The sequence below is a fragment of the Paeniglutamicibacter terrestris genome (genome assembly GCF_012271785.1).
Classification (GTDB): domain Bacteria; phylum Actinomycetota; class Actinomycetes; order Actinomycetales; family Micrococcaceae; genus Paeniglutamicibacter; species Paeniglutamicibacter terrestris.
This window is the reverse complement of sequence record NZ_JAAWVT010000008.1, coordinates 58,041-77,601: the sequence shown is the minus strand read 5'-3', so window position 1 is coordinate 77,601 and position 19,561 is coordinate 58,041. Positions and strand designations below refer to the sequence as shown.

At 62.0% G+C, this 19,561-nt stretch carries 15 protein-coding genes and 1 riboswitch; of the genes, 6 read left to right on the top strand and 9 right to left on the bottom strand.

Annotated features, from left to right (window positions below; translation table 11 throughout):
- Window positions 1–300 precede the first annotated feature (300 nt).
- On the top strand, window positions 301–1,737 hold the full coding sequence (locus HED64_RS15105; RefSeq protein ID WP_168152826.1) for an MGDG synthase family glycosyltransferase: 1,437 nt from the start codon (window positions 301–303) through the stop codon (window positions 1,735–1,737).
- A gap of 79 nt (window positions 1,738–1,816) precedes the next feature.
- Here HED64_RS15105 and HED64_RS15100 read toward each other — a convergent pair whose 3' ends face one another.
- A complete protein-coding gene (locus HED64_RS15100) occupies window positions 1,817–4,051 on the bottom strand; it encodes a beta-glucosidase (protein WP_245326031.1) in 2,235 nt (744 codons plus the stop codon).
- A 630-nt stretch (window positions 4,052–4,681) separates the two neighbouring features.
- Window positions 4,682–4,852: riboswitch (cyclic di-AMP (ydaO/yuaA leader) on the top strand.
- A gap of 3 nt (window positions 4,853–4,855) precedes the next feature.
- Between HED64_RS15100 and HED64_RS15095 the strand changes: the two genes are divergently transcribed.
- Window positions 4,856–5,917 (top strand): M23 family metallopeptidase, encoded by a 1,062-nt coding sequence (locus tag HED64_RS15095; RefSeq protein ID WP_245326030.1) that lies wholly within the window; start codon window positions 4,856–4,858, stop codon window positions 5,915–5,917.
- A gap of 24 nt (window positions 5,918–5,941) precedes the next feature.
- On the opposite strand, the gene HED64_RS15090 is transcribed toward HED64_RS15095, so the two are convergent.
- The 4 genes from HED64_RS15090 to HED64_RS15075 all read right to left on the bottom strand — a co-directional run bounded on the left by HED64_RS15090 (window position 5,942) and on the right by HED64_RS15075 (window position 8,600).
- Window positions 5,942–6,214 (bottom strand): hypothetical protein, encoded by a 273-nt coding sequence (locus HED64_RS15090; RefSeq protein WP_168152824.1) that lies wholly within the window; start codon window positions 6,212–6,214, stop codon window positions 5,942–5,944.
- Between the two features lie 102 nt (window positions 6,215–6,316).
- Window positions 6,317–7,087: a CPBP family intramembrane glutamic endopeptidase gene (locus tag HED64_RS15085; protein ID WP_245326029.1), complete on the bottom strand. Its 771-nt coding sequence runs from the start codon at window positions 7,085–7,087 to the stop codon at window positions 6,317–6,319.
- Window positions 7,088–7,486: 399 nt separating this feature from the next.
- Window positions 7,487–8,146: a cyclodeaminase/cyclohydrolase family protein gene (locus HED64_RS15080; RefSeq protein ID WP_132361542.1), complete on the bottom strand. Its 660-nt coding sequence runs from the start codon at window positions 8,144–8,146 to the stop codon at window positions 7,487–7,489.
- Between the two features lie 136 nt (window positions 8,147–8,282).
- Window positions 8,283–8,600, bottom strand: coding sequence for a MerR family transcriptional regulator (locus HED64_RS15075; protein WP_168152909.1), 318 nt, complete (start codon window positions 8,598–8,600; stop codon window positions 8,283–8,285).
- A gap of 191 nt (window positions 8,601–8,791) precedes the next feature.
- Between HED64_RS15075 and HED64_RS15070 the strand changes: the two genes are divergently transcribed.
- The 4 genes from HED64_RS15070 to HED64_RS15055 all read left to right on the top strand — a co-directional run bounded on the left by HED64_RS15070 (window position 8,792) and on the right by HED64_RS15055 (window position 14,113).
- Complete coding sequence (locus HED64_RS15070) at window positions 8,792–9,163, top strand: hypothetical protein (protein ID WP_132361540.1); 372 nt, start codon at window positions 8,792–8,794, stop codon at window positions 9,161–9,163.
- Between the two features lie 232 nt (window positions 9,164–9,395).
- The gene (locus HED64_RS15065) at window positions 9,396–10,859 is read left to right on the top strand and encodes a protein adenylyltransferase SelO (RefSeq protein ID WP_168152822.1); all 1,464 of its coding nucleotides are present in this window, start codon (window positions 9,396–9,398) and stop codon (window positions 10,857–10,859) included.
- 238 nt (window positions 10,860–11,097) lie between these two features.
- Window positions 11,098–11,694, top strand: coding sequence for a hypothetical protein (locus HED64_RS15060; protein WP_168152821.1), 597 nt, complete (start codon window positions 11,098–11,100; stop codon window positions 11,692–11,694).
- 547 nt (window positions 11,695–12,241) lie between these two features.
- The gene (locus tag HED64_RS15055; protein ID WP_210149774.1) at window positions 12,242–14,113 is read left to right on the top strand and encodes an alpha/beta hydrolase; all 1,872 of its coding nucleotides are present in this window, start codon (window positions 12,242–12,244) and stop codon (window positions 14,111–14,113) included.
- A gap of 308 nt (window positions 14,114–14,421) precedes the next feature.
- Here the strand turns inward: HED64_RS15055 and HED64_RS15050 are convergent, their stop codons facing one another.
- Genes HED64_RS15050 through HED64_RS15035 form a run of 4 tightly spaced genes read right to left on the bottom strand, consistent with a single transcriptional unit; the run spans window position 14,422 to window position 19,317 of the window.
- A complete protein-coding gene (locus tag HED64_RS15050) occupies window positions 14,422–15,981 on the bottom strand; it encodes an ATP-binding cassette domain-containing protein (protein ID WP_168152820.1) in 1,560 nt (519 codons plus the stop codon).
- Window positions 15,974–16,825 carry an ABC transporter permease gene (locus tag HED64_RS15045; protein ID WP_168152819.1) on the bottom strand — a complete coding sequence of 284 codons (852 nt, stop codon included), beginning with the start codon at window positions 16,823–16,825 and terminating at the stop codon, window positions 15,974–15,976. Before HED64_RS15045 ends, HED64_RS15050 begins: the two co-directional genes overlap by 8 nt.
- Entirely contained in the window at window positions 16,818–17,771 is a 954-nt protein-coding gene (locus HED64_RS15040; protein ID WP_342590740.1) for an ABC transporter permease, read from the bottom strand. Before HED64_RS15040 ends, HED64_RS15045 begins: the two co-directional genes overlap by 8 nt.
- 1 nt (window position 17,772) lies before the next feature.
- On the bottom strand, window positions 17,773–19,317 hold the full coding sequence (locus HED64_RS15035) for an ABC transporter substrate-binding protein (RefSeq protein ID WP_168152817.1): 1,545 nt from the start codon (window positions 19,315–19,317) through the stop codon (window positions 17,773–17,775).
- Between the last annotated feature and the right edge of the window lie 244 nt (window positions 19,318–19,561).

Here is a 19,561-nt window from a genome sequence, read left to right as displayed (position 1 = left end):
GGCACCACCGTGAGCGTGGAACCAAGCATCTGGACCGCGAATGACCGGCACCGTTCGGTACCGCGCCGTGCCGTGTAAAGCGATGGCAGTAGAACCGCAGTTCGTGCGGGGGATCTGTTCGGGACCGCAGCTCCGCACCGGCCATGCCCAGCTGCCGATGTGGGGGAGCGGCCGCAACTAGCCGGACCCTGGCGTCCACAACCACGACGAAGCCCCCTCGCAGAGAACCGACGAGAGCGACGCGCCCCGTGAGGTGGGCGGGAACCGGGGTGGGTCGCAGCCGTGCGTTAGCCTTTCTTCATGCGTAAGACGTCGGAACGTGGCCCCCACAAGGCCGTAGGTGAGCGCGTCATGATCCTCTCCGCGGGGGTGGGATCCGGACACAACAGCGCCGCGGCGGCGGTGGAGCAGGCGTGTTCCGTGCGCACCGACGTCAACGAGGTGCAGGTGCTGGACGTGCTCCAGGTCAGTAGCGCGCTCTACCGTGACGTGTTGGCGAAAGGGTACTTCGCCTTAGTCGAGGACCTGCCATGGCTGATCGAGTGGGGTTATGACGCCAGCGACCCGCCCTTTAGGCGCCGTGGACCGCTGGACCCGTGGACAGGCATCAACGCACTTCCGGTCATCCGTGCGATCAAGCGATTCCGACCGACGGCGATCGTGTGTACACACTTCCTGCCGGCCCAGTTGCTTGCGACCTTACTCCTGCGTGGTGTGATCGACGCGAAGACCGCCGTGGTCACGACCGACTATGACTTCCAGGGCTTGTGGCTGACCAGTGCGTTCCACCAACTCTTTGTCGCCAGGGAGGAGGGGCGAATCGAGCTGACGGCGTTCGGCCTACCTACCGACCGCATCACCGCAACGGGAATCCCCATCGCGACCGAGCCGAACCTTCCGGCCACGCGGGAAGGCGGCGGGCCGCCGATGCTGCTGATCTCCGCCGGCGCCAAGGGCGGCGACTACGCCGAGGCCGTGGTGCGCCAGACGCTGCATATGCGCTCCGCCTTCACAGCCACGATCGTGTGCGGACACGATGAGGAACTGCGGCGGCGTATTGAGGCGCTGGTGGCGCCGGTGGCAGATCGCTACCAGGTGCTCGGATTCACCACACAGATGCCGCAACTGATGCGCAGCGCCGATCTATTTGTGGGCAAGCCCGGCGGGTTGACTGCCTCGGAGTGCATGGCCGCGGGGTTGCCCATGGTGCTGGTGAATCCGATCCCGGGGCAGGAAATTCGCAACGGTGACTACCTGCTGGAGCAGGGGGCTGCAGTGCGTTGTAATTCTGCCGCCACGATCGGCTGGAAAATCGATTCGGTGCTGCGCGAACCGGGCCGCCTTGAACGAATGAAGGCGGCGGCGCACAAGACCGGCCGTCCCGAAGCTGCGGCGGACGTGCTCAGTGGTCTGCTGGATGGGCCATCGCGTCCGCTGGTGGTGTCCCGTGCGGCGCAGAAGACGATCCTGGCAGCGAGCGGGGATCGTGTCGTGGCGACCGACCTGCGCGGACCCTCCTCGCTGGTCCGCCTCAATGAGGAGGCGACGGGCAGCACCGTGGCCCTGCTGCGGGCAGATGAGCTGGTGGTGCTGCGCAAGCGGTATGGGACCGAAACCGGGGAGCTGGTCCTGCGCCGCGATCAAGCGTCCATAACGCTGAAGTGGGAGGAACGGCGGTTAATCCGCGCCATGCTCCGCGGCGAGGACGAGCTGCCGGTGCGTATTGAGGTGCCCTAGGCACCGATTCGTACTCTGCCTCAGGGATCGGGACGCGACCCACCGTGATCTCGCGCCCACCGAGTATCCTAGGAGCCTTTTAGCCGTCTATACCCGCTGCACGGTGTAACGGAACCGCGCCCGCCCAGCTGGCGGGGCTGTGCTGGGCCGCAAGCAGGGCCCATTCACCCGCGCGCGGGGACCACTGCCGGGTTACCGGATCACGCTGCAGCGTGGGTCCCGCATCCAGAGAGACTCGGATGCTCTTCTCTTCCCCGGCCTGCAGCGTCATCTTGGCAAAGCCCAGCAGCTGCGCCACCGGCCTGCGCAGCGAGATATCCGCTGCGTAGAGCTGAACGACACTCGAGCCCGCGCGCTCGCCGGTGTTTCTCACCATCACCTGAGCGCTGCCCCCGGTCTCGTCGAAGCTGTGCTCCAGCAGCCGATGCTCGATCGTGGTGTAGCCCAGACCGAACCCGAAGGGGAACGCGGCAGTGTGTCCCGCAGCGTCCAGCCGGCGTTGTCCCCAGCTGTTGTCGTAGGTCACGGCCTTCGCCGCGGGATCAAACGGTGGCAGCTGAGCGGCGTTCGTGGGCAGCACAAAGGGTAGGCGTCCGCCGGGCTCCGCGGTCCCGGTGAGTACGCTGGCCAGAGCGCGTCCGCCCTCCATCCCGCCGTACCAGGCCAGGAGGAGTGCCGGAACACTTTCGTCCCACCCCTGAGTCAGGATCGTGCTGCCACCGATTAACACCACGACGGTCCGCGGGTTGGCGGCGGTGACAGCACGGATCAGGCGCACGTCGCTGGCGTGCAGATCGAGCGTCGTGCGATCGCCACCGTGGACAAAGTGCGAAGCCACGTGGGCCAGCGCGACGAACATCCGCCGCAGCGGACCGGCATCAAAGGCCCGACCCAGCACACCCACCTCGACGCCGCCGGTGACAACCGACTCGCCCTCATCGTGCTGATCCAGCCCGACGATCAGGATCGCCGTGTCCGCTGCCGCAGCCGCCGCGGCCGCGGCGGAAACGTTCTGGCCGGAGGCGGTGGTGAACCGCACCCCGGGTAACGCCTCGCGCAGGCCCTGCAGCGGCGAGATCGTGAAGGGTGGGCTAACGCGTGAGGAACCGTTATCTCCAAGGTTCGCGTGCGTAGCAAGCCGCCCGATCACCGCTAGGTGAGTAAGGGTGGGGGCCAATGGCAACAGCGGTGCCGCACCGATGTGCTCATTTTTGAGCAGCACGATTGACTCCGCGGCGACCTGACGGGCCAGCGCCCGATGTGCCGGGGAAGCGATGGCGCTTTCGCTGGGCTTGGCCGCCTCGAGGGTTGCGGCATGGCGCACGCTGGTGCTCAAAATCCGGCGTGCGGAGCGCTCGACCGTCGCCCGGTCCAGCACACCGCTGCGCAGTGCGCCCGGCAACGCGCGGGCCCGCAGAAGTCGCAACGGCATCTCGATATCCATCCCCGCCTCGAGGCTGAGTACCGCGTCATGGGTACCGAAGACCCAGTCGCTGGTCACGAAACCCGTGAAGCCCCATTCGTCTCGTAACACCTCGGTGAGTAGGGCGCGATTGACGTCCATGTACTGGCCGCGCACCTTGTTGTAGGCGCTCATTACCGAGTCGGCGCCGGCGTCGATGACGGCCTTGAAGTGCGGCAGGTACACCTCGTGCAGGGCGTGTTCGTCGACAGACACGTCGACTTCGAAGCGCTCGTTTTCCATCGAGTTCAGCGCGAAGTGTTTCACGCACGCCATCACATGTACCCGTACTCCGCGGGTCAGGGCCGCGCCCATTCTGCCGGTGAGCACCGGATCCTCCCCGTAGCACTCCTGCGCGCGGCCCCACGCGGGGTGGCGCAGTAAGTTGACACAGATGGATGCGGAGTAGTTTGCGCCCCGCGCTCTGGTTTCCATGCCGATCACCTGGCCAACACGCTCCTCCAGCAATGGATCCCAGGTGGCTGCCCGCGCCATCGCCGCGGGGAAGGCGGTGGAATCACCGATCACCACGCCGCGAGTACCATCGCTGAATCGGATTCCCGGGATGCCCAGGCGAGGAACGGCCCCGGCGACAAACGGACGTCGGCCGTGCAAAAGCGGGATGATCGGCATCAGCCGTCTGGGGGAGTCGCCATCGAGCAGTCCGAGGAGTTCTCGATCGGTCATCCTATCGATCAGCTGGCCTGCGGCCGCATCCGCATCGAGTTCGCCCGCCCGCGCCGCCCGGACTGCTTCGTCGTAGGCGCCTGCGTCATTGCCTAGCGTGGGGCGCGGACCGCCGCCCCACCACTTCTGCGCTTGTGCGACTTGAGGCCCCGCCATCTTGTCCATGCACTAAAGTCTGCACTCTGTCGGCCCCATTCGGTGCCTATCAACCGATCGTGAATTCTAGGTGCCCACCGAATCGCTCGACGCGGGCGGCGACAGTCCCGTCCAACCAAGGAAGGATGCTACCCGTGGGCGCAGTGATTCGGGGGTGGAGAATCCATCCAAGCCGGTGATGGTGTTGCGACGTATTGTCGGATGGACCAAGTGCAGCACCGGCAATGGGAGTGGTGTGGCGAAGCGTGGTGGGCACTATTAGCATTTTGGCCACGTTGGTGGGGAGCATTCGCACCGTGTTCGACCCCGGGATTTCAGTCGTGTTGCTCACGTTTAGTGTGCCGTCGCGGGAGAGTGCCAAGCCAAAATTATCCCGATGGAACTGGAGCTGGTGGTGCAGCCCAACGATTGCGGCATTTGCCCAGGGTCCTAGTCACCCCGAAAAGGGCCGTCAAGCTTTATGGATGCGAGTTCTTAAATTAGAGGCGCACCGAAGCCTCATCGGGTAGTCGGGACACGTGAGTTTGTCTGATGCATGGACAGATAACGGAATTGTAACTTTTAGTTGTACCTCGTAGGGTTTAGATTCTGGTTGCACTTGGGCAACCCAATCCCGATCCGGATCGCACAACCCTACTGGCGGATCGCAGGTCAAAACTTACCGGTAGGGGCGGAGGACCCATTCAACCGTTCTAGGTCTTAGACCTTGGAACTCGGGGTGAAGCGGAGTCCGCCTTGGTGGGCTCGGCCGAGTTGATCTCATGACTCGAATCCGACAGCTAACTTCGCAGGCGACACATGAGAGGTAATCACTTGATTCAGCAGCATAATTCCGGGCACCGCCGTGCGCCCAGCACCACTGACGCTTCGCCTGCCGGCGGTTCGCTAGAGCAGATCTTGGACACCGCGCTAAACGGCGAGAACACTTCCAGTCGCTCCGGCCGACGCGCACTAGGTGCGGGCCAGAACTCCCTCGAGACCACCGAAACTTCACAGTATGGTGGCCGTCGCTTCGGGGCGGGACCGCGCTATGCCGCTTCTCCGGCAGAAGCAACCATCGCCGCCACCGAAATCCAACCCGCAGCTGCCGCGCAGCCAGTGTCGTTGGCAAAGGTGGGTGACGCCGACAAGCTGAGCAGTGCTCCGAAGTCCGCACCCCGGGCTCAGCGCCCTCGATTCGGCTTGGTCTACAAGCTCGCCGCTGTCGCCGCCGTGACCGGCCTGGCCTTCGTCGCCGCACCTGCACAGGAATCTGAGGGAATCGTCGCAGAGCCCGAGCGCGTAGCCCATACATCCGTCGCAGATGTCAGCGCCCCGGCCCAGGACAAACTGTCGGTCGACCGCGCCTCGGTGACCAGCAAGTTTGTCGAAGTTAAGAAAGTAGTACCGGCGCCCGTCACGACCGCCGCCGAGAAAGTCACCGTCAAGGACGACAAGGCTGCATCGACCACGACTGCTGCCAGTAGCGAGATCACCAAAACCCCCGCTGCTGGAGAACTGGCCCAGCCGGTGGACAGCATTCGGTTGACCTCGCGCTTCGGTTACCGCAAGAACCCAACCGCGGCCGGCTACATGAACCACAATGGTCTGGACTATGCCGTTCCCCTGGGAACGCCGGTCAAGGCTAGCGCCGCCGGCACTGTTGTGCAGGCCGAATGGGCCGGGCACTCCGGATACCGCGTGGAAATCGACCACGGCAATGGCTTGCACACCAGCTACAACCACAACTCATCCTTAAAAGTCTCCGTGGGACAAAAGGTCAACGTCGGCGACGTCGTTTCGCTTTCCGGTAGCACGGGTAACTCGACAGGTCCCCACCTGCACCTCGAGGTCATTGTTAATGGCCAGTGGGTCAACCCCGAGAGCTGGCTCTAGCCTCAACATCTCTCACCTCAAAAGTCACCGTTCCGAGCCCGGAACGGTGACTTTTGTTTTAGCTACATAGACCGCGGTTTTTATCGCAGCAGGCTTTTGAGACTCTGTGTGCGGAAGCACCACATCGTTGTTGTGCCGTGGGTTGTGCGGATTGATGAGGGAACACTTTCGTCCGCAGGAGAAGGCGATGGCCAGACTCGCCACGAGCGATGCCACGAACCGCAGCAATGGCTCCCGGTGCAGTTGCAACATCAGGAAGTCTGAGGGCTGCAGGCCGAATGCTGCGACCACCGGCATGAAGGCGGCGATACTGCCGATGGTCCTCGAATCGGTGATGGCGCGTGTGCGAGAGGGAGTGCGTTCCCGCCGATTAGTCCCCGGTATACGTGGGCAAGGGCGTCAGTACAAAAATATCGGCAGCCAGTCAGGGTTGTGGGCATGCACCAGTACGAGGAACAAAACAAAGTCGAAGATCAGATGAACAGAGACAACATAGGTTAACGACTTGGTCAGCTTGAAGGTGTAACCCTGCAGCAGCGCGAAGGGGAAGGTCAAAAGCGGACCCCACGCTTGGTAGCCAATCTCCCATAGAAAAGACGAGAAGACCACCGCCTGAAGAATGTTGGCGAGCCAATCCGGAAAGTGCCGCCGCAGGAGCGTGAAGGTGGTGCAAATAAAGAACAGCTCGTCCCAGATGCCAACGGAATTCACTCCCAGAAAGAGCCGCCAGAAGATGGTGGGATCTGACGCATCCGGCCAGTTTTGGTAGACCCCCGTGCTGATGAGGTAGACCGGCAAGATGAAGTACCCCAGCGCTACGACACCAATCAGGTAGAGCTTAGCGGTCAGCGGCCATTTACGTCCGGTATTCACAGGAAATTTGATGATTTCCTCGCGGTAAACAAACCGCGAAACCAACCACGGCACCAGAACCGCCAACGTGAGCGCACCGCCCATCAAGATCATGTGCTGAATGCTCAAATCAGCATTCAGCGGAACCACGCTGATGATCACTAATCCAGCCGCGATCAGGGCAAGGTGGCGTAACAGTTCACGGTCGATCATTGCCGCCGTGAGCAGGCTCAGGGCGAGCACGGCGTAGCCTGCAGGGTCGCTGCCGACGCCAAAAAGCAGCACTCCGGAGGCCGAGAGCAGCCCCGCCGGCACCAACTTCCAGCTCAGGGCGGTACGGGATAGCGCAATTGAGGTTTGGCTCACACCACCAGCATGCCAGTACCGTCCGCGGCACAAAAGTGTTTGGTGATTCCTGCGGTTCGACGGTTCTACAGACGGTTGCTGCCATCAGTCGGACCGGTAGTCAAAACATGCCCTCGGATTCCTGTGGTGGGTCAAGGACAAAAAGCCTAGGTTCCCCGTGCGGCAGCGCCACGAGTTCGTCAGCCGTGGAGGCCGCCCAATCGAGCAGTGTCAGCCCGATCCCAGCGAGGAAGGCCAAGAAATAGCCGGAGATGCCGACGCCGATGATGCCGCCAACGCTATCGTCCCAGCGAGACGACTTGAACCCGTCCTATTGGCGAGCTGTCATGGCGTTTTCCGACGCGGCCCGGATCAGATGGCGTCGGTTGGGGCGGCACGGCGATCGATTTTGGCCGTGAGTGCGTCGATCCGCTCGGTGGCGGCGTTGAGATCGCCGACCATCGCCCAGAGGGCAGGATGTTCCTCGCGGATCTGCTCCATGGTGTTGCCGCCGGAGGTAAGCGAGGCGAGGTCGAAACTGACGTTGGTGCGCGCGCCGCCCACCGTTGCCCTCAGGGCTCCGAACGCGACAACGACATCGGCAACAAGTGCCGGGTTGCCGTTGGCAGCGAGCCACGCCAAGTCTTCGATGGCGTCCATGGCTCGTTTGCCGAGCACTGCGGATGCCTTGGCAGCATTCAGGGATGCCCGGGATATGGCCGCATCCCGTTCCGGTCCGGGTTCCAGATGGAATGCGGCGCCAAAGGCGCGGGACGCAGACGAATCCTGATCGGCCAATTCAAGAGCGTCATTCCGGAGGGACCGGGCTCGTTCCCGAATGCGGTCCAGGGCCCCGCGCTCGTGCCCTTCGGCTTCGGTGTAGCCGGCCACCATAGAAGTCAGCGCAGCAGCAAGGGAAAGCATCAGCCCCGCCCCGGCGCCCCCACCAGGGGAGCCAGTGGACTGCGCCAAGGCCCGCGTCCAGTCTTCAACCGTTGATCCTTGGGTGGTGACTTCGTCGCTGTTCTCCATGACACCAAGTCTGCCCAAAAGTTTGTGCTGCCGCATCATTGGGCGCCGTCGGTGGAATCCCTGCTCACTGCTTCGAACGCACATTGCCACCCTCATCCTGGTTCCTGCCGCGGCACCAATCTTGATCGTCGGGCGTCTACTCTTCGGCGCTAGGTGCGCTAGGTGCGCTAGGGCGGAGGGCGATTCGAAAGGATCGTTGAAACTTAGGGCTGGTCTGTGGGTGCCGTGTTGTCGGGAGCGTCGCTGTGCCGCGAGAATTCCGGGCGCAAGGTCGTGTTTTCCTCCGCGAGGTCAGAGCCAGGCGGATGCCGGAAAGGTTGAGGCCGAGGGCAAGGAGTCCGGCGATCCTTCGCAGGATCACTATGTCGGTGCGTCCCGGCTCCAACAAACCCGCCCGTTCGTACCGGCGCAGGTTTTGCTGCCCTATCGCCGCCAGCTCGGCCGCGACCGAGATGGCATAGACCCCGAGCGCCTCCGGATTTCTGCTGGCGGTGGTTGATCATCTTCCAGACATGATCCCAAAAATTCTCTTGCACCAGACTGTCACCGGTGCTATAAAAAATCTATTCTCACCAATAGAGGTTCCGGCGGAGATCCACCACCCAAAACGGCATCAAATGAAACCACCCCAGGAGGTGTTTTTAGATGAGTGCATGGCGTCGCTACGATTCGCCGCTGCTGCCTGCCTTCCATGAACGGTTCGAGAAACGTTGGGGAGAGGGCACCGCGCCTTTCTTGGATCCTGAAGTTCATGAACAGCCCATGCCGCGGGCCCAGTGGATCAACATTGACACGGGTGCCGCACTGGCGGTGGTCCCCGTTTGGACCCACGACGAGAATCGCAGGTCCTTCGCGATGTTTTACCTGCCACCGGCCGGCGACATTTGGCTGCTGCGCCCGGGTATCCCTGATTACCTCGAATCGGAGAATCTTCGAAGCACTACCTTGCGTAACGACGCCTTCAAGAAAGCAGTAGACCACGCGCGGGCCTTCATCGAGGGATCCGGAAATCTCTGAACTTCGATCCCTCGAACACCCGGAGCCGCACCGGAGCCGGTTTGCCGTCCGAGTCTCGGTGTTCGAAGAGGGCACTACGCCTGATCACGGGGCAGGGCTTGTTCGGGCGTCAGGGCTGTGCCGACCATCACGCATGGCCTCGAGTAATGTTCGCTGCACCCCGGCGAAGCGTCCTGATGCCTGGTTACGTCATCCCGAACCGGCCGCACCTGCTCGAAGGTACTCTTGAAGGATGAGTGTCGACGCACAATCCACCGTCTCCTTAGACGGCCAATTTGCCCGTGAACTTCCCGAGCTGGCCACCCCCTGGCAGGCAGAACCTGCTCCGGATCCGCGGCTGCTGGTGCTCAACGAGCCGCTGGCCGCCCAGCTGGGCTTCGACCCCGCGTCCCTGCGCAACGCAGAGGGACTGGGTTTGCTGATCGGTACCGCGCTACCGGATGGTGCCACTCCGGTGGCCCAGGGATATGCCGGCCACCAGTTCGGCTCCTACTCGCCGCGTCTGGGTGATGGCCGGGCGCTGCTGCTCGGCGAGATTGCCGATGCGCAGGGCCGTCTTCGGGACCTGCACCTTAAGGGGTCCGGACGCACCCCGTTTGCCCGCCGCGGTGACGGGCTCGCCACCCTCGGCCCGATGCTGCGCGAATACCTCATCAGCGAGGCGATGCACGCCCTGGACATTCCCACCACACGCTCCCTGGCCGTGGTGGCGACAGGACGGCAGGTTCGCCGCGAGACCATGCTGCCCGGGGCCGTGCTGACCCGGGTGGCAAGCAGCCATCTGAGGGTAGGCAGCTTCCAGTATGCGCGTGCCATGGACAATCAGGACCTGCTGCGTCGCCTGGCAGACCATGCGATCGCGCGCCACCATCCCGGTGCAGCGCAGGCGCAGAACCCCTATCTCGCGCTCTTCGAAGCGGTGCTCGCGGCCCAGGCATCGCTGCTGGCCCGGTGGATGCTGGTGGGTTTCATCCACGGGGTGATGAACACCGACAACATGACCATATCGGGGGAGGGCATCGACTACGGGCCGTGCGCCTTCATGGACGTTTTTGATCCGGCCACGGTCTACAGCTCGATCGACGAGGGAGGGCGCTATGCCTACGGCAACCAGCCACTGGTGGCGCAGTGGAATCTCGCCCGCCTTGCGGAGGCACTGCTGCCGCTCTTCCACGAGGACCAGGAACAGGCCGTTGCCCTGGCACAGGAATCCCTCGGCGCCTTCCACAGCAAGTACAGCGCCGAGTGGTTGGCCGGAATGAAAACCAAGCTCGGTCTGGCCGCCAATCTGGACGATGACGTAGCCACCGCCCTCACCGACGAACTGGTCAGCCTCCTGCAAGAAGGCCGCGTCGACTACACGTCCTTTTTCGGGAGCCTAGGCAGGGCCGCGCGCGGGGATGTCGAGCCGGCAAGCTTGATGTTCGCGAACCCGGCCGGTTTCGAGGCGTGGGTTCAGCGCTGGCGGGCACTGGATCCGGATGCGGAGCTGATGGACCGGAGTAATCCCGTCTATATCCCGCGGAACCACCTCGTCGAGGAGGCGCTCGCTGCCGCGGTTGACGGCGATTTGGAACCGTTCTCGAAGCTTTTGGCTGCGGTCGGCGCACCTTTCGAGGAGCGTCCCGGCTTCGAGCGGTATGCCGCCGCGGCCCCGGAAGACTTCGGCCCCTACCGGACCTTCTGCGGAACCTGAGCCTGTGTGCTGATCGCTGAGGATCTGATGCCGATCCTGGATCAGCTGCGTGGTGCACGTCAGCCGTTCCGGGAACGCATAAGTGCTTGTCATGCGGGCGATAAATACGATTCGCTGACGAGTGCTGAGCTCATAGCCCTGTGCCAGTAACCTTCGTCGCACTACCAAGAAGCCCGGGATAGGATCGCTTCGGTGCGGAGCAAAGAATGGCTCCGGCAGCAAGGAGCGGGGGAACATTATGGAACTTCTGGGCAGCCTGAGCCTCGACCAATTGCACAGCTACACATGGGTCATCGCCGCCGGTGTTTTGATCTTGTTTGGTGTCATCTGGTGGCGCAGCATTCACTGGACCGTGGTTGGTTCTCTCATGTTTTTTGCCGCGCTCAACGCTGGCGCCGGGATTTACGTCCTGAGCACTGTTGGTGATTCCCGCTGGTCTGCCGGGGCGGAGTCATCGCTCACCGCTCCATCGTTTGCCGGGACTCCGGTGGTGGGGGAGTATCTGCTCCCTTTGGATTCTGCTCTTCAGGACGTCGTTGGCGGTGTTAATGACTTCATAGCCTTCAAACAGGCGCTTCCGATCGCACTCAACTTCCTGACCATGTCCGGAATAGCCCTATTGGTGGCATTCGCATTAGCATTTATCGCCGTCATCATCAGTATGATCATTGCCAAGAATCGAAATGCGGAACTGAAGAAGTACCGTGCCATCGTTGATCAGCTGAAGGCTGATCTTGAGCAGGTTAAATGGCAAATCTCCACCGGCAGTATGGGTCGTCCTACATTCGAGACAGCGGAGGACGACACCGAAGTGCTGCCCAAGCGGACACGCTAAGGATGGTGTGATTCTGTGCCAGCGGATATCATCACAGGGTTAACAGACTGCTCCAGTCCTTTGGCCCAAACGGAGCCGCAGGTCCTTGAAAAGGACTGATGAAAGTAGACCGGGCTGAATTGGCGCCCGAAAGGTGAACTGAAAAATCCCGATCCCTGCGTCCGGGTCGCACGGCAAAATACTTAGTGTTGAGAACCTTACTTATCTGATGAGGCTTCGCTGAAAGTCAGCGAAGCCCGTTGTCACCATGAGGTGGTTTGTCCAAACTATGTACTCGCGGACGATCAATTTGATCGGTGACTTCCAGCCTTACTAATGACCTAGTCATTCCTTAATCACAGCTAACTGAACCGCACAAAACCCTCCCCGAGGAGTAGGGGAAACTATTATTGTGTCCAGATTGAGACACGCACAATGTTCGGTTTATCCATCAAATAATCAATACTCTAATCAGGGCTTAGTGACCTAACCGTCCAATAGTCCGTGCCGAGTAACTACTTTTGAAGGAACTGACATCGTACAAAAACGTTTAGGTGCTGCCTTTGGCATGCTGACGGTGGTTGGCCTGCTGGCCACAACGGCCCTCAGCTCCCCGGCCAACGCCACCGTGCCGTCCTCCATGAACATTCTTTCCTCCACCGCACCGACGGTACAGGCAGCAAAGAAGACCACCCATGACACGACGAGCAAGGCCGAAAGCAAACGCGTCGATGGTTTCAAGACCCCCAAGCCGCAGTGGTTCAACTGCACGCCCTTCGCCCCGGGCGCTCAGTGTGCTTCGGTAGAGCTCCCCTTGGACTACGACAAGCCCAGCGGGGCCAAGACCGAAGTCGCGCTCTTGCGAATCAAGGCCAAGGACCAGAAGAAACGCATCGGAACCCTGTTCGTCAACCCGGGCGGCCCTGGAGGGTCCGGAGTTTCGATAGCTGCTGCGGCCCCTGATTTTCTGAGCGCCAGTGTCCTGGAGCGTTTCGACGTCGTCGGGTTCGACCCACGCGGCACCAACTTTAGTGACAATGTGCGTTGCTGGAAGAACCTCGGAGGGCAGGAAACAGCCTTAGCCGGGATGAACGTTCCGTATCCGGACACGCTCAAGGAAATACGCGCCTTCACAAAATCCTCCAAGGCCTTCGGCAAGGCGTGCTCCACCACCGGCAAGCCAGTCTCGGCCTCGATGTCTACCGCCGAGGTGGCCCGCGACATGGATGTCTTGCGTCGCATGGTCGGGGACAAGCAACTGACCTACCTGGGCTTTTCCTACGGCAGCTACCTAGGCACCGTGTATGCCAACATGTTCCCTGAACGGGTCCGTGCTGTGGCCATCGACGGCGTGCTTGATCCGGTGGCTTGGGCTGGAACCGCCTCCACCGCTGGCACTCCGCAGACCCAACGCATCAAATCAGGAGAGGGCGCGGAGAAAGCCATGCGCGGAATCCTGAGCCGCTGTAAGAAGACCGGCAAGGAATACTGTCTATTGGCTGGCCAGGGCGACCCAGAAACGCTCTACCGCGCGATCATGGCAGAACTGAAGCGCTCACCTCTAGTGTTCACGGATCCTGAATATCCCGAATACGATTTCTCACTGAACTCAGCCGCACTGACCTCGGGCATGCTTAGTTACATGTATGACCCGCAAGGGGCATCGATGGTGGACGGGGAGCTGACGTATGTTTTGCAGATGCTCCAGGAAAGGGCCATCTCGAAGGGAACCACGTTCCCGAAGAGTGCCACCCCGACGAAGGAACCGACCAAGTCCAAACTGAATATCGCACGTAGGGCGCTGGCCAAGAGCATGCGTGCCGTCGAAGTGGAAGAAAAGGCTGCGGCTCAGGATATCGCCAAAAAGGCGGCAGCCACCGGGTTCGCGTTCCCCTATGACAGTTCTCCCGAAGTCTTCCAGTCGGTGCTGTGCACCGATTCAAGGAATCCTGCGAAGGCAGAAAACTGGTCACGCTACGCAGCTGCGGCAAGCAAGACCGCGCCAGGGTTCGGCCAACTGTGGACGTGGGCTTCGGCCCCGTGTGCCAGCACCACGTGGACTGCTAAGGACGAGGATTCCTACATGGGTCCCTTCACGCGCCGGACCAAGAACCCGATGTTGGTGGTGGGAAACTACTGGGATCCGGCGACGAACTACTCTGGGGCCCAGAAGGTCGCGAAGTTGATGCCTAACAGCCGGCTTCTGAGCAGTGATAGTTGGGGCCACACCGCATACGGCACCTCGAAGTGTGTCACGAATGCCATGGACAGCTACCTGTTGACCAAGCGAATGCCAGCAGTCGGGAAGCTCTGCACGGGAGACGTGCAACCCTTCACTGAAAAGATTGACGATTTTGGTAACCAGCGTCGCAAGGCCGGTCCGGAGCGCCAGCTGCCGCCGGTCGTGCCGCCGCTTCCCGGAGCGCTTCCGCGCAGCTAAGCGAAGAAAGCGGTCGAACGATTGGAGGGATGGAACCGGGAAACGGTTTCATCCCTCCAATCGTTCATGCGGCAGTTGCTAAATCCCACCATTGACGGCGACTTGGCCATCGCCGGAGCCTACTTTTTCTTGTCGGTGACTTTGGGCTTATCAAGCCGGCGGCCTGTTGTTGTGTGTTGGCGTCAGCCAGCTCGCATATCGGCTACCAATCGGTGGCAGGCGATCACAGAACGCCGTGGGCCACCTGACCGGTCAGACAGAAGGCACCGACGCCGATGAAGTCGCAGACACCACTCGAAATGTTCGAACTAGACGGCCTGAGTTTTGTCGAGGGCGAGGCCCGAGTAACTGTTTCCCTTGTCCAACGCCCGGACCAGCTGTTGGCTGTGTGGGTGCTCGGGTGCCGTAAGGAATTGGGTCAACGGTTTTATCTCGACGAGGTTCCCCGCGTAAAACACGGCAACGCGGTCGCTGACGTACCGGATGACGTCCATGTCGTGGGAGATCACCACCAGGGAGATGCCCATGTCCTCGCGTAGTTGCAGCAGCAAATCGAGAATGTGGCGTTGGGCCACAGAATCCAACGCCGAGGTTGATTCATCACAGATCAGCACGTCGGGCTTCACCAATAGCGCCCGGGCAATGGCCATGCGCTGCAGCTGGCCGCCGGAGCACTGTGTCGGCAAGCGGTCAAGGAGTCGGACCGGCAGCCCCACTCGATCGACGGCTTCCTCGATGAGCTCAGCGGCCTCGCTATCCGGGACCCGGTGGACGGCTGCCATCAGGCTCGTGCGCAGATCGAGTGCGGGGTCAAAGGAACCAAAGGGTTCCTGCGGAATGATCTGCACTCCGGTCGGTTGTGACCCTTCCGTGAGTCCGGTGATGTTTCCATGGGTGGGTCGTTCGAGGCCGGCAAGCAGTCGCGCGAAGGTGCTCTTGCCCGAGCCCGAACGCCCGACGACGCCGAGGACCTCACCGGCATGCAGGCTCAAACTGGTGGGATTCAGCGCGGCTGCGCCCTTGGCGCGGCGGGTGTAGTTCTTGCCCACGGAATCGGCCCGCAAGACACAGTGCGTGGTGATCTCCTGGACTTCCCTGATGACGGAAGCCGTGGCGGAGATGAGCTCTCGCGTCTTCTCGTGCCGGGGCGCGGAAAACATCGCCGAGGTCGGGCATTGGTCGACGATGGCACCGTCGCTGATAACGATGACCCGGTCCGCAATGTGTTGAACGCTGGCGATGTCGTGGGTGATGAGCAGGATACCCAACCCGCGTTCGAGTTGCCGGCGTCGCAGCAGGTCCAAGATCTCGGCCTTAAGAATGGAATCTAAGGAAGAAGTGGGTTCATCGGCCAGGATGTAGGCGGGATCCGCGGCCAGGGCGATGGCCAGCATGACCCGTTGGGCCATGCCTCCGGACAACTGGTCTGGGCGCATCCGGGATATCTCGGCGGCCGGGGACAAACCGACTTCCTGCAGCAGGGACTCGATGCGCTTTTGGGCATTCTTTGGCTTGCGGAATCCGGTGGCCCCCATGGCCTCGAGTAGATGGGCGCCGACAGTCATCCGCGGATTCATGACTCGTTTGGGCTGCTGGAAGAGCATGCCGATCTTTTTACCGCGCACCGCGTCCATGTCGCGTTCGCCGAGAGTATCCAGTCGCTGCCCGTCAAGCAGGATCTGGCCAGTGGCCTGCACCCCGGAGGGAAGCAGGCCCATGATGGCCTTGGTCAACATGGTTTTGCCGGATCCAGAACGGCCCACCACCGCGACAAGTTCGCCGGCGCGAATCGAGCAGCTGATCGCATCCAGCAGGACGTTGGTTCCGGTGAAGACCGACAGGTCCTTGACGTCTAATTCGCTAGCCACGGGCTTGCTCCTGTCCGGCTGGCTCAAGCACATCGTGGCCGTTGAACCACTGGGTGAGTCGGTTGCCCACCAAGGTCACGCAGAAGCTGACCATGAAGATGGCGGCACCCGGGGCGATTAGGCCCCAGGGGGAACGGATCGCATGGGGCTGGGCCTCGGCGAGCATGGATCCCCAGTCCGACTGCGGCGGCTGGACACCGATGCCCAGATAGGACAGCGAGCCGAGCAGCACCAGCAGCAGCCCGAAGCGCAGGGCGGTTTGCGCCAGCACCGGACCGGCGAGAAAAGGCAACACATGGTGACGGAGGATGAACCAGCGCGAACTGCCCACGTGGCGGGAGGCCTCCACATATCCGGTGGAGAGCACCTGGACGGCCAACGAGCGGACCAACCGGGCGGTCGGGGTCCACGACACCACACCTACCGCCAGCACCATTGAGGAGAATCCGGGCCCCATGATCGCAATCACCAACAGGGCCACCACGATTTCCGGCAGGGCCAGCAAGAGGTCGTTGGCGCGCAGGAAGAACTCGTCCAGCCAGCCGCCGCGCAGCGCGCTGAGCAATCCCAACACGGTGCCCACTGACAATGAAAACAGCGTGGTCAGCAGCGCCACGGACAGGGAGAAACGGCCACCGTGTAAGACCCGACTCAAGATGTCCCGGCCGAGTGAATCGGTGCCTAGCAGGTGTCCCCAGCTCGGAGACTGCAAACGTTGGGCCAAATCCTGCGCATTGGGATCACTGGGGGCGACCCAGGGTGCCAGCACGGTGAGCACCAGTACCAAAAAGAGCACGAGTGCCGGGGGACTGAGTAACACGAAGGACAGGGATTTCTTAGTCATGGCGTGCTCCAACACGTACGTTCGGGTCGCTGAACTGCTGCACCAGGTCCACGGCGCTGGTGACCAGCACCGCGCAGATCACCACGATGACCACGCCGCCCTGGGCCACCGGAATGTCGGCATTGATAATGGCATCAAAGATGAGTCGGCCCATTCCGGGGATGGCGAAGATGACCTCGATGATCACCGAACCTCCCAGCAGCCCGGCAAACCAGACGCCGGTCATGGTCCACAACGGAAGCAGACCGTGCGGGATGACGTGGCGCAGCAGCGCGCGGGTGCGGCTGAGACCGCGCGCCCGAGCGGCCAACACATGCTCGGAGCCCAGCGACTGCAAGATGCCCGAACGCACGGCAACGGTGAAGAAGCTGATGGGGCGCAGGCACAGCACAAAGACCGGAAGCACCAGGGCGGCCGGCGAATTGAAGCCCGCGGAGGGCAACAGCGCGAGCTTCACGGCAAAAAGGAGCACCAGCAGTGGCGCGATGGCGTATTCGGGAATGGCGATCAGCGCATGGGTGATGGAGGTGATGAGTTTGTCGGGCCAGCGCTCGGCACGGGTCGCGGCAATGACTCCCAGGACGATGGAGACGGCCATGGCCACGAGGATCGAGATCCCGGCGATCAGCAGCGTGATACCGATGGCCGGCAACACCTGATCGATGACGGGAGTGCCGCTGATATAGGAAATCCCCATGTCTCCGGTGAAGAAGCGGGCCAGCCAGCGTCCGAACTGCACCAGCAGGGGGTCATGCAAACCGAATTGCTCGGCATAAGCCTGAACCGTCTGCTCATCCGCCGCGCCGGCGTCCATCCGGGCACGCAGCAGGTTGCGCACCGGGTCCCCGGGGGCAACAAAGGGAACCAGGAAAACGGCGAAGGAGGAGAGCAGGACTGCTGCGCCGAGCCCGATGAGCCGGCGCAGCAGTATGGTCAGGACAGGCACGTTACTTAGTCTTTGCCAGGTCCTTGGTGAAGACATAACGTGTCAGGGGATCCTGCACGTAGCCCTGCACCGATTCGCCCACGGCGTCGATGGCCTGCTCGTTGACCAGCCAAACGTTGACAGCATCCTGAGCTAGGATGTCGCCGGCCTGGCGGTAGAGGGTGTGGCGAGCAGCTGCGTCGGACTCGCCAGCGGCCTGGGTGACCAGGGCGTCAAAATCCTTGTTGCAGTAGTGGCTCAGGTTGTATCCACCGGCGCAACTGTAGTCGGCCTGCAAGAAGCCAACGGGATCGGCAATGTCGATCATCCGGTTGCGCTGGCTGAGCACCATGTCGTAGTCGCCCTTCAGCAGATCCGGTTCCACCGCGCCATAGGCCTTGGTCACGACGTTGGCCTGCAACCCGATCTGCTTGAGCTGTTCCTGGATGATCGCGCCGACCGAGGCGAACTCGGCGCGCTCGACGATGGCGATGATCTCCAGCGGCTTGTCCTGGGTATATCCAGACTTCTGGACCAAGGCCTTGGCCTCGTCCAGGTTGACCGCGGGGACACCCAACTCGCTGTTGGCCCATGGCTCGCTCGGGGCAAACGGTCCGGTCGCCGGCTCCGCAATGCCCTCATAGACGCTGGCGGCGATGGCCGGCAGGTCAAGCGCCTTGGTGACGGCCTGACGTAGCTGCCGGTCTTCGAAGGGGGCCCGTGAGTTGTTCAGGTAAAGCGTTGCTGTGCGAGGGGAGTCGGCCTTGGCCAGTTCCACCGACGGATCGGCTTCAAGCGTGGCAATGTTGGTGGCCGGGATGGACATGGCAATGTCGGATTCCCCGGTCTGGACCTGGGTGGAGCGCGTCGTTCCATCGGTGATGTAGCGGATTTCGCCTCCGGCCAGCTTCACCTCGCCGCCCCAGTAGTTGGCGTTCCGATCCATGCTCAGTGACTGTCCGGCCTTGGCCGACACCGGGGCGAATGGGCCGGTGCAGTGTCCGAAGGGGTCGATTCCCTTGGCGGTGTAGGCGGCCGGAGCCAGGACTCCGGCATTCACGCTGGCCATACGGTAGGGCAGTAATGGATCCGCTGCGGGAGTCGTGATCCGCACGGTCTCTGCGTCCACGGCCTTGACCTTGGAGATGGTCTTGGGATTCACCGCACGGGCCGGTGCGGTGGCCTTCAGCACATGGTTTAGTGAATTCTCGACCGCCTTGGCATCAAACGCGGTGCCGTCCTGGAACTTCACGCCGTCACGAAGGTTAAACTCCCACTCGGTGGGTGAAGTCTGCTTCCACGACTCGGCCAGCATGGGTTGAACCTTCTTGTCCACCTGGTCATAACTGGCCAACGTCTCCAGGCAGCCCGCGATGGACAACACGTAGGCGTCGTCGCTCTCCATGGCCCAGTTGGACACCGGGGCACGGAAGTTGGCGACGACCAGACGAGCCTCGGAGTCGACCGCTGCATCGGCGGCGGGATTCTGATTCGAGGCGCCGCATGAAGCAAGTACGGCGGTGAGTAAGACGGCCGCAGTCGCGGTGTGGAGGCGTCCCAATTTCATGAAGATCCTTTGAGATTACGTGATGATTAGGCCCCTTAATCACAAAAAGCCTTGGTAAGCATACCCTAACTCTGACTGCAGTGATGGAATGAAAGTCGCTCGGGGAAGCGGTCAATCGGATGGTGGATCGTCGTGCGTTGGCGGGTGGAGGGTCGGCCGCATGGCACGAAAAAGATTAGCAAGATGACGGAGGCGACGAACCTTCAGGTCAACGCCAGAAAGCATGCGTTTTGCTGATACCGAG

Coding starts and splice junctions, on each gene's coding strand:
- HED64_RS15105 (WP_168152826.1), top strand. CDS start 301: ATGCGTAAGACGTCGGAACGTGGCCCCCACAAGGCCGTAGGTGAGCGC.
- HED64_RS15100 (WP_245326031.1), bottom strand. CDS start 4,051: ATGGACAAGATGGCGGGGCCTCAAGTCGCACAAGCGCAGAAGTGGTGG.
- HED64_RS15090 (WP_168152824.1), bottom strand. CDS start 6,214: ATGCCGGTGGTCGCAGCATTCGGCCTGCAGCCCTCAGACTTCCTGATG.
- HED64_RS15080 (WP_132361542.1), bottom strand. CDS start 8,146: ATGGAGAACAGCGACGAAGTCACCACCCAAGGATCAACGGTTGAAGAC.
- HED64_RS15070 (WP_132361540.1), top strand. CDS start 8,792: ATGAGTGCATGGCGTCGCTACGATTCGCCGCTGCTGCCTGCCTTCCAT.
- HED64_RS15065 (WP_168152822.1), top strand. CDS start 9,396: ATGAGTGTCGACGCACAATCCACCGTCTCCTTAGACGGCCAATTTGCC.
- HED64_RS15060 (WP_168152821.1), top strand. CDS start 11,098: ATGGAACTTCTGGGCAGCCTGAGCCTCGACCAATTGCACAGCTACACA.
- HED64_RS15055 (WP_210149774.1), top strand. CDS start 12,242: ATGCTGACGGTGGTTGGCCTGCTGGCCACAACGGCCCTCAGCTCCCCG.
- HED64_RS15045 (WP_168152819.1), bottom strand. CDS start 16,825: ATGACTAAGAAATCCCTGTCCTTCGTGTTACTCAGTCCCCCGGCACTC.
- HED64_RS15035 (WP_168152817.1), bottom strand. CDS start 19,317: ATGAAATTGGGACGCCTCCACACCGCGACTGCGGCCGTCTTACTCACC.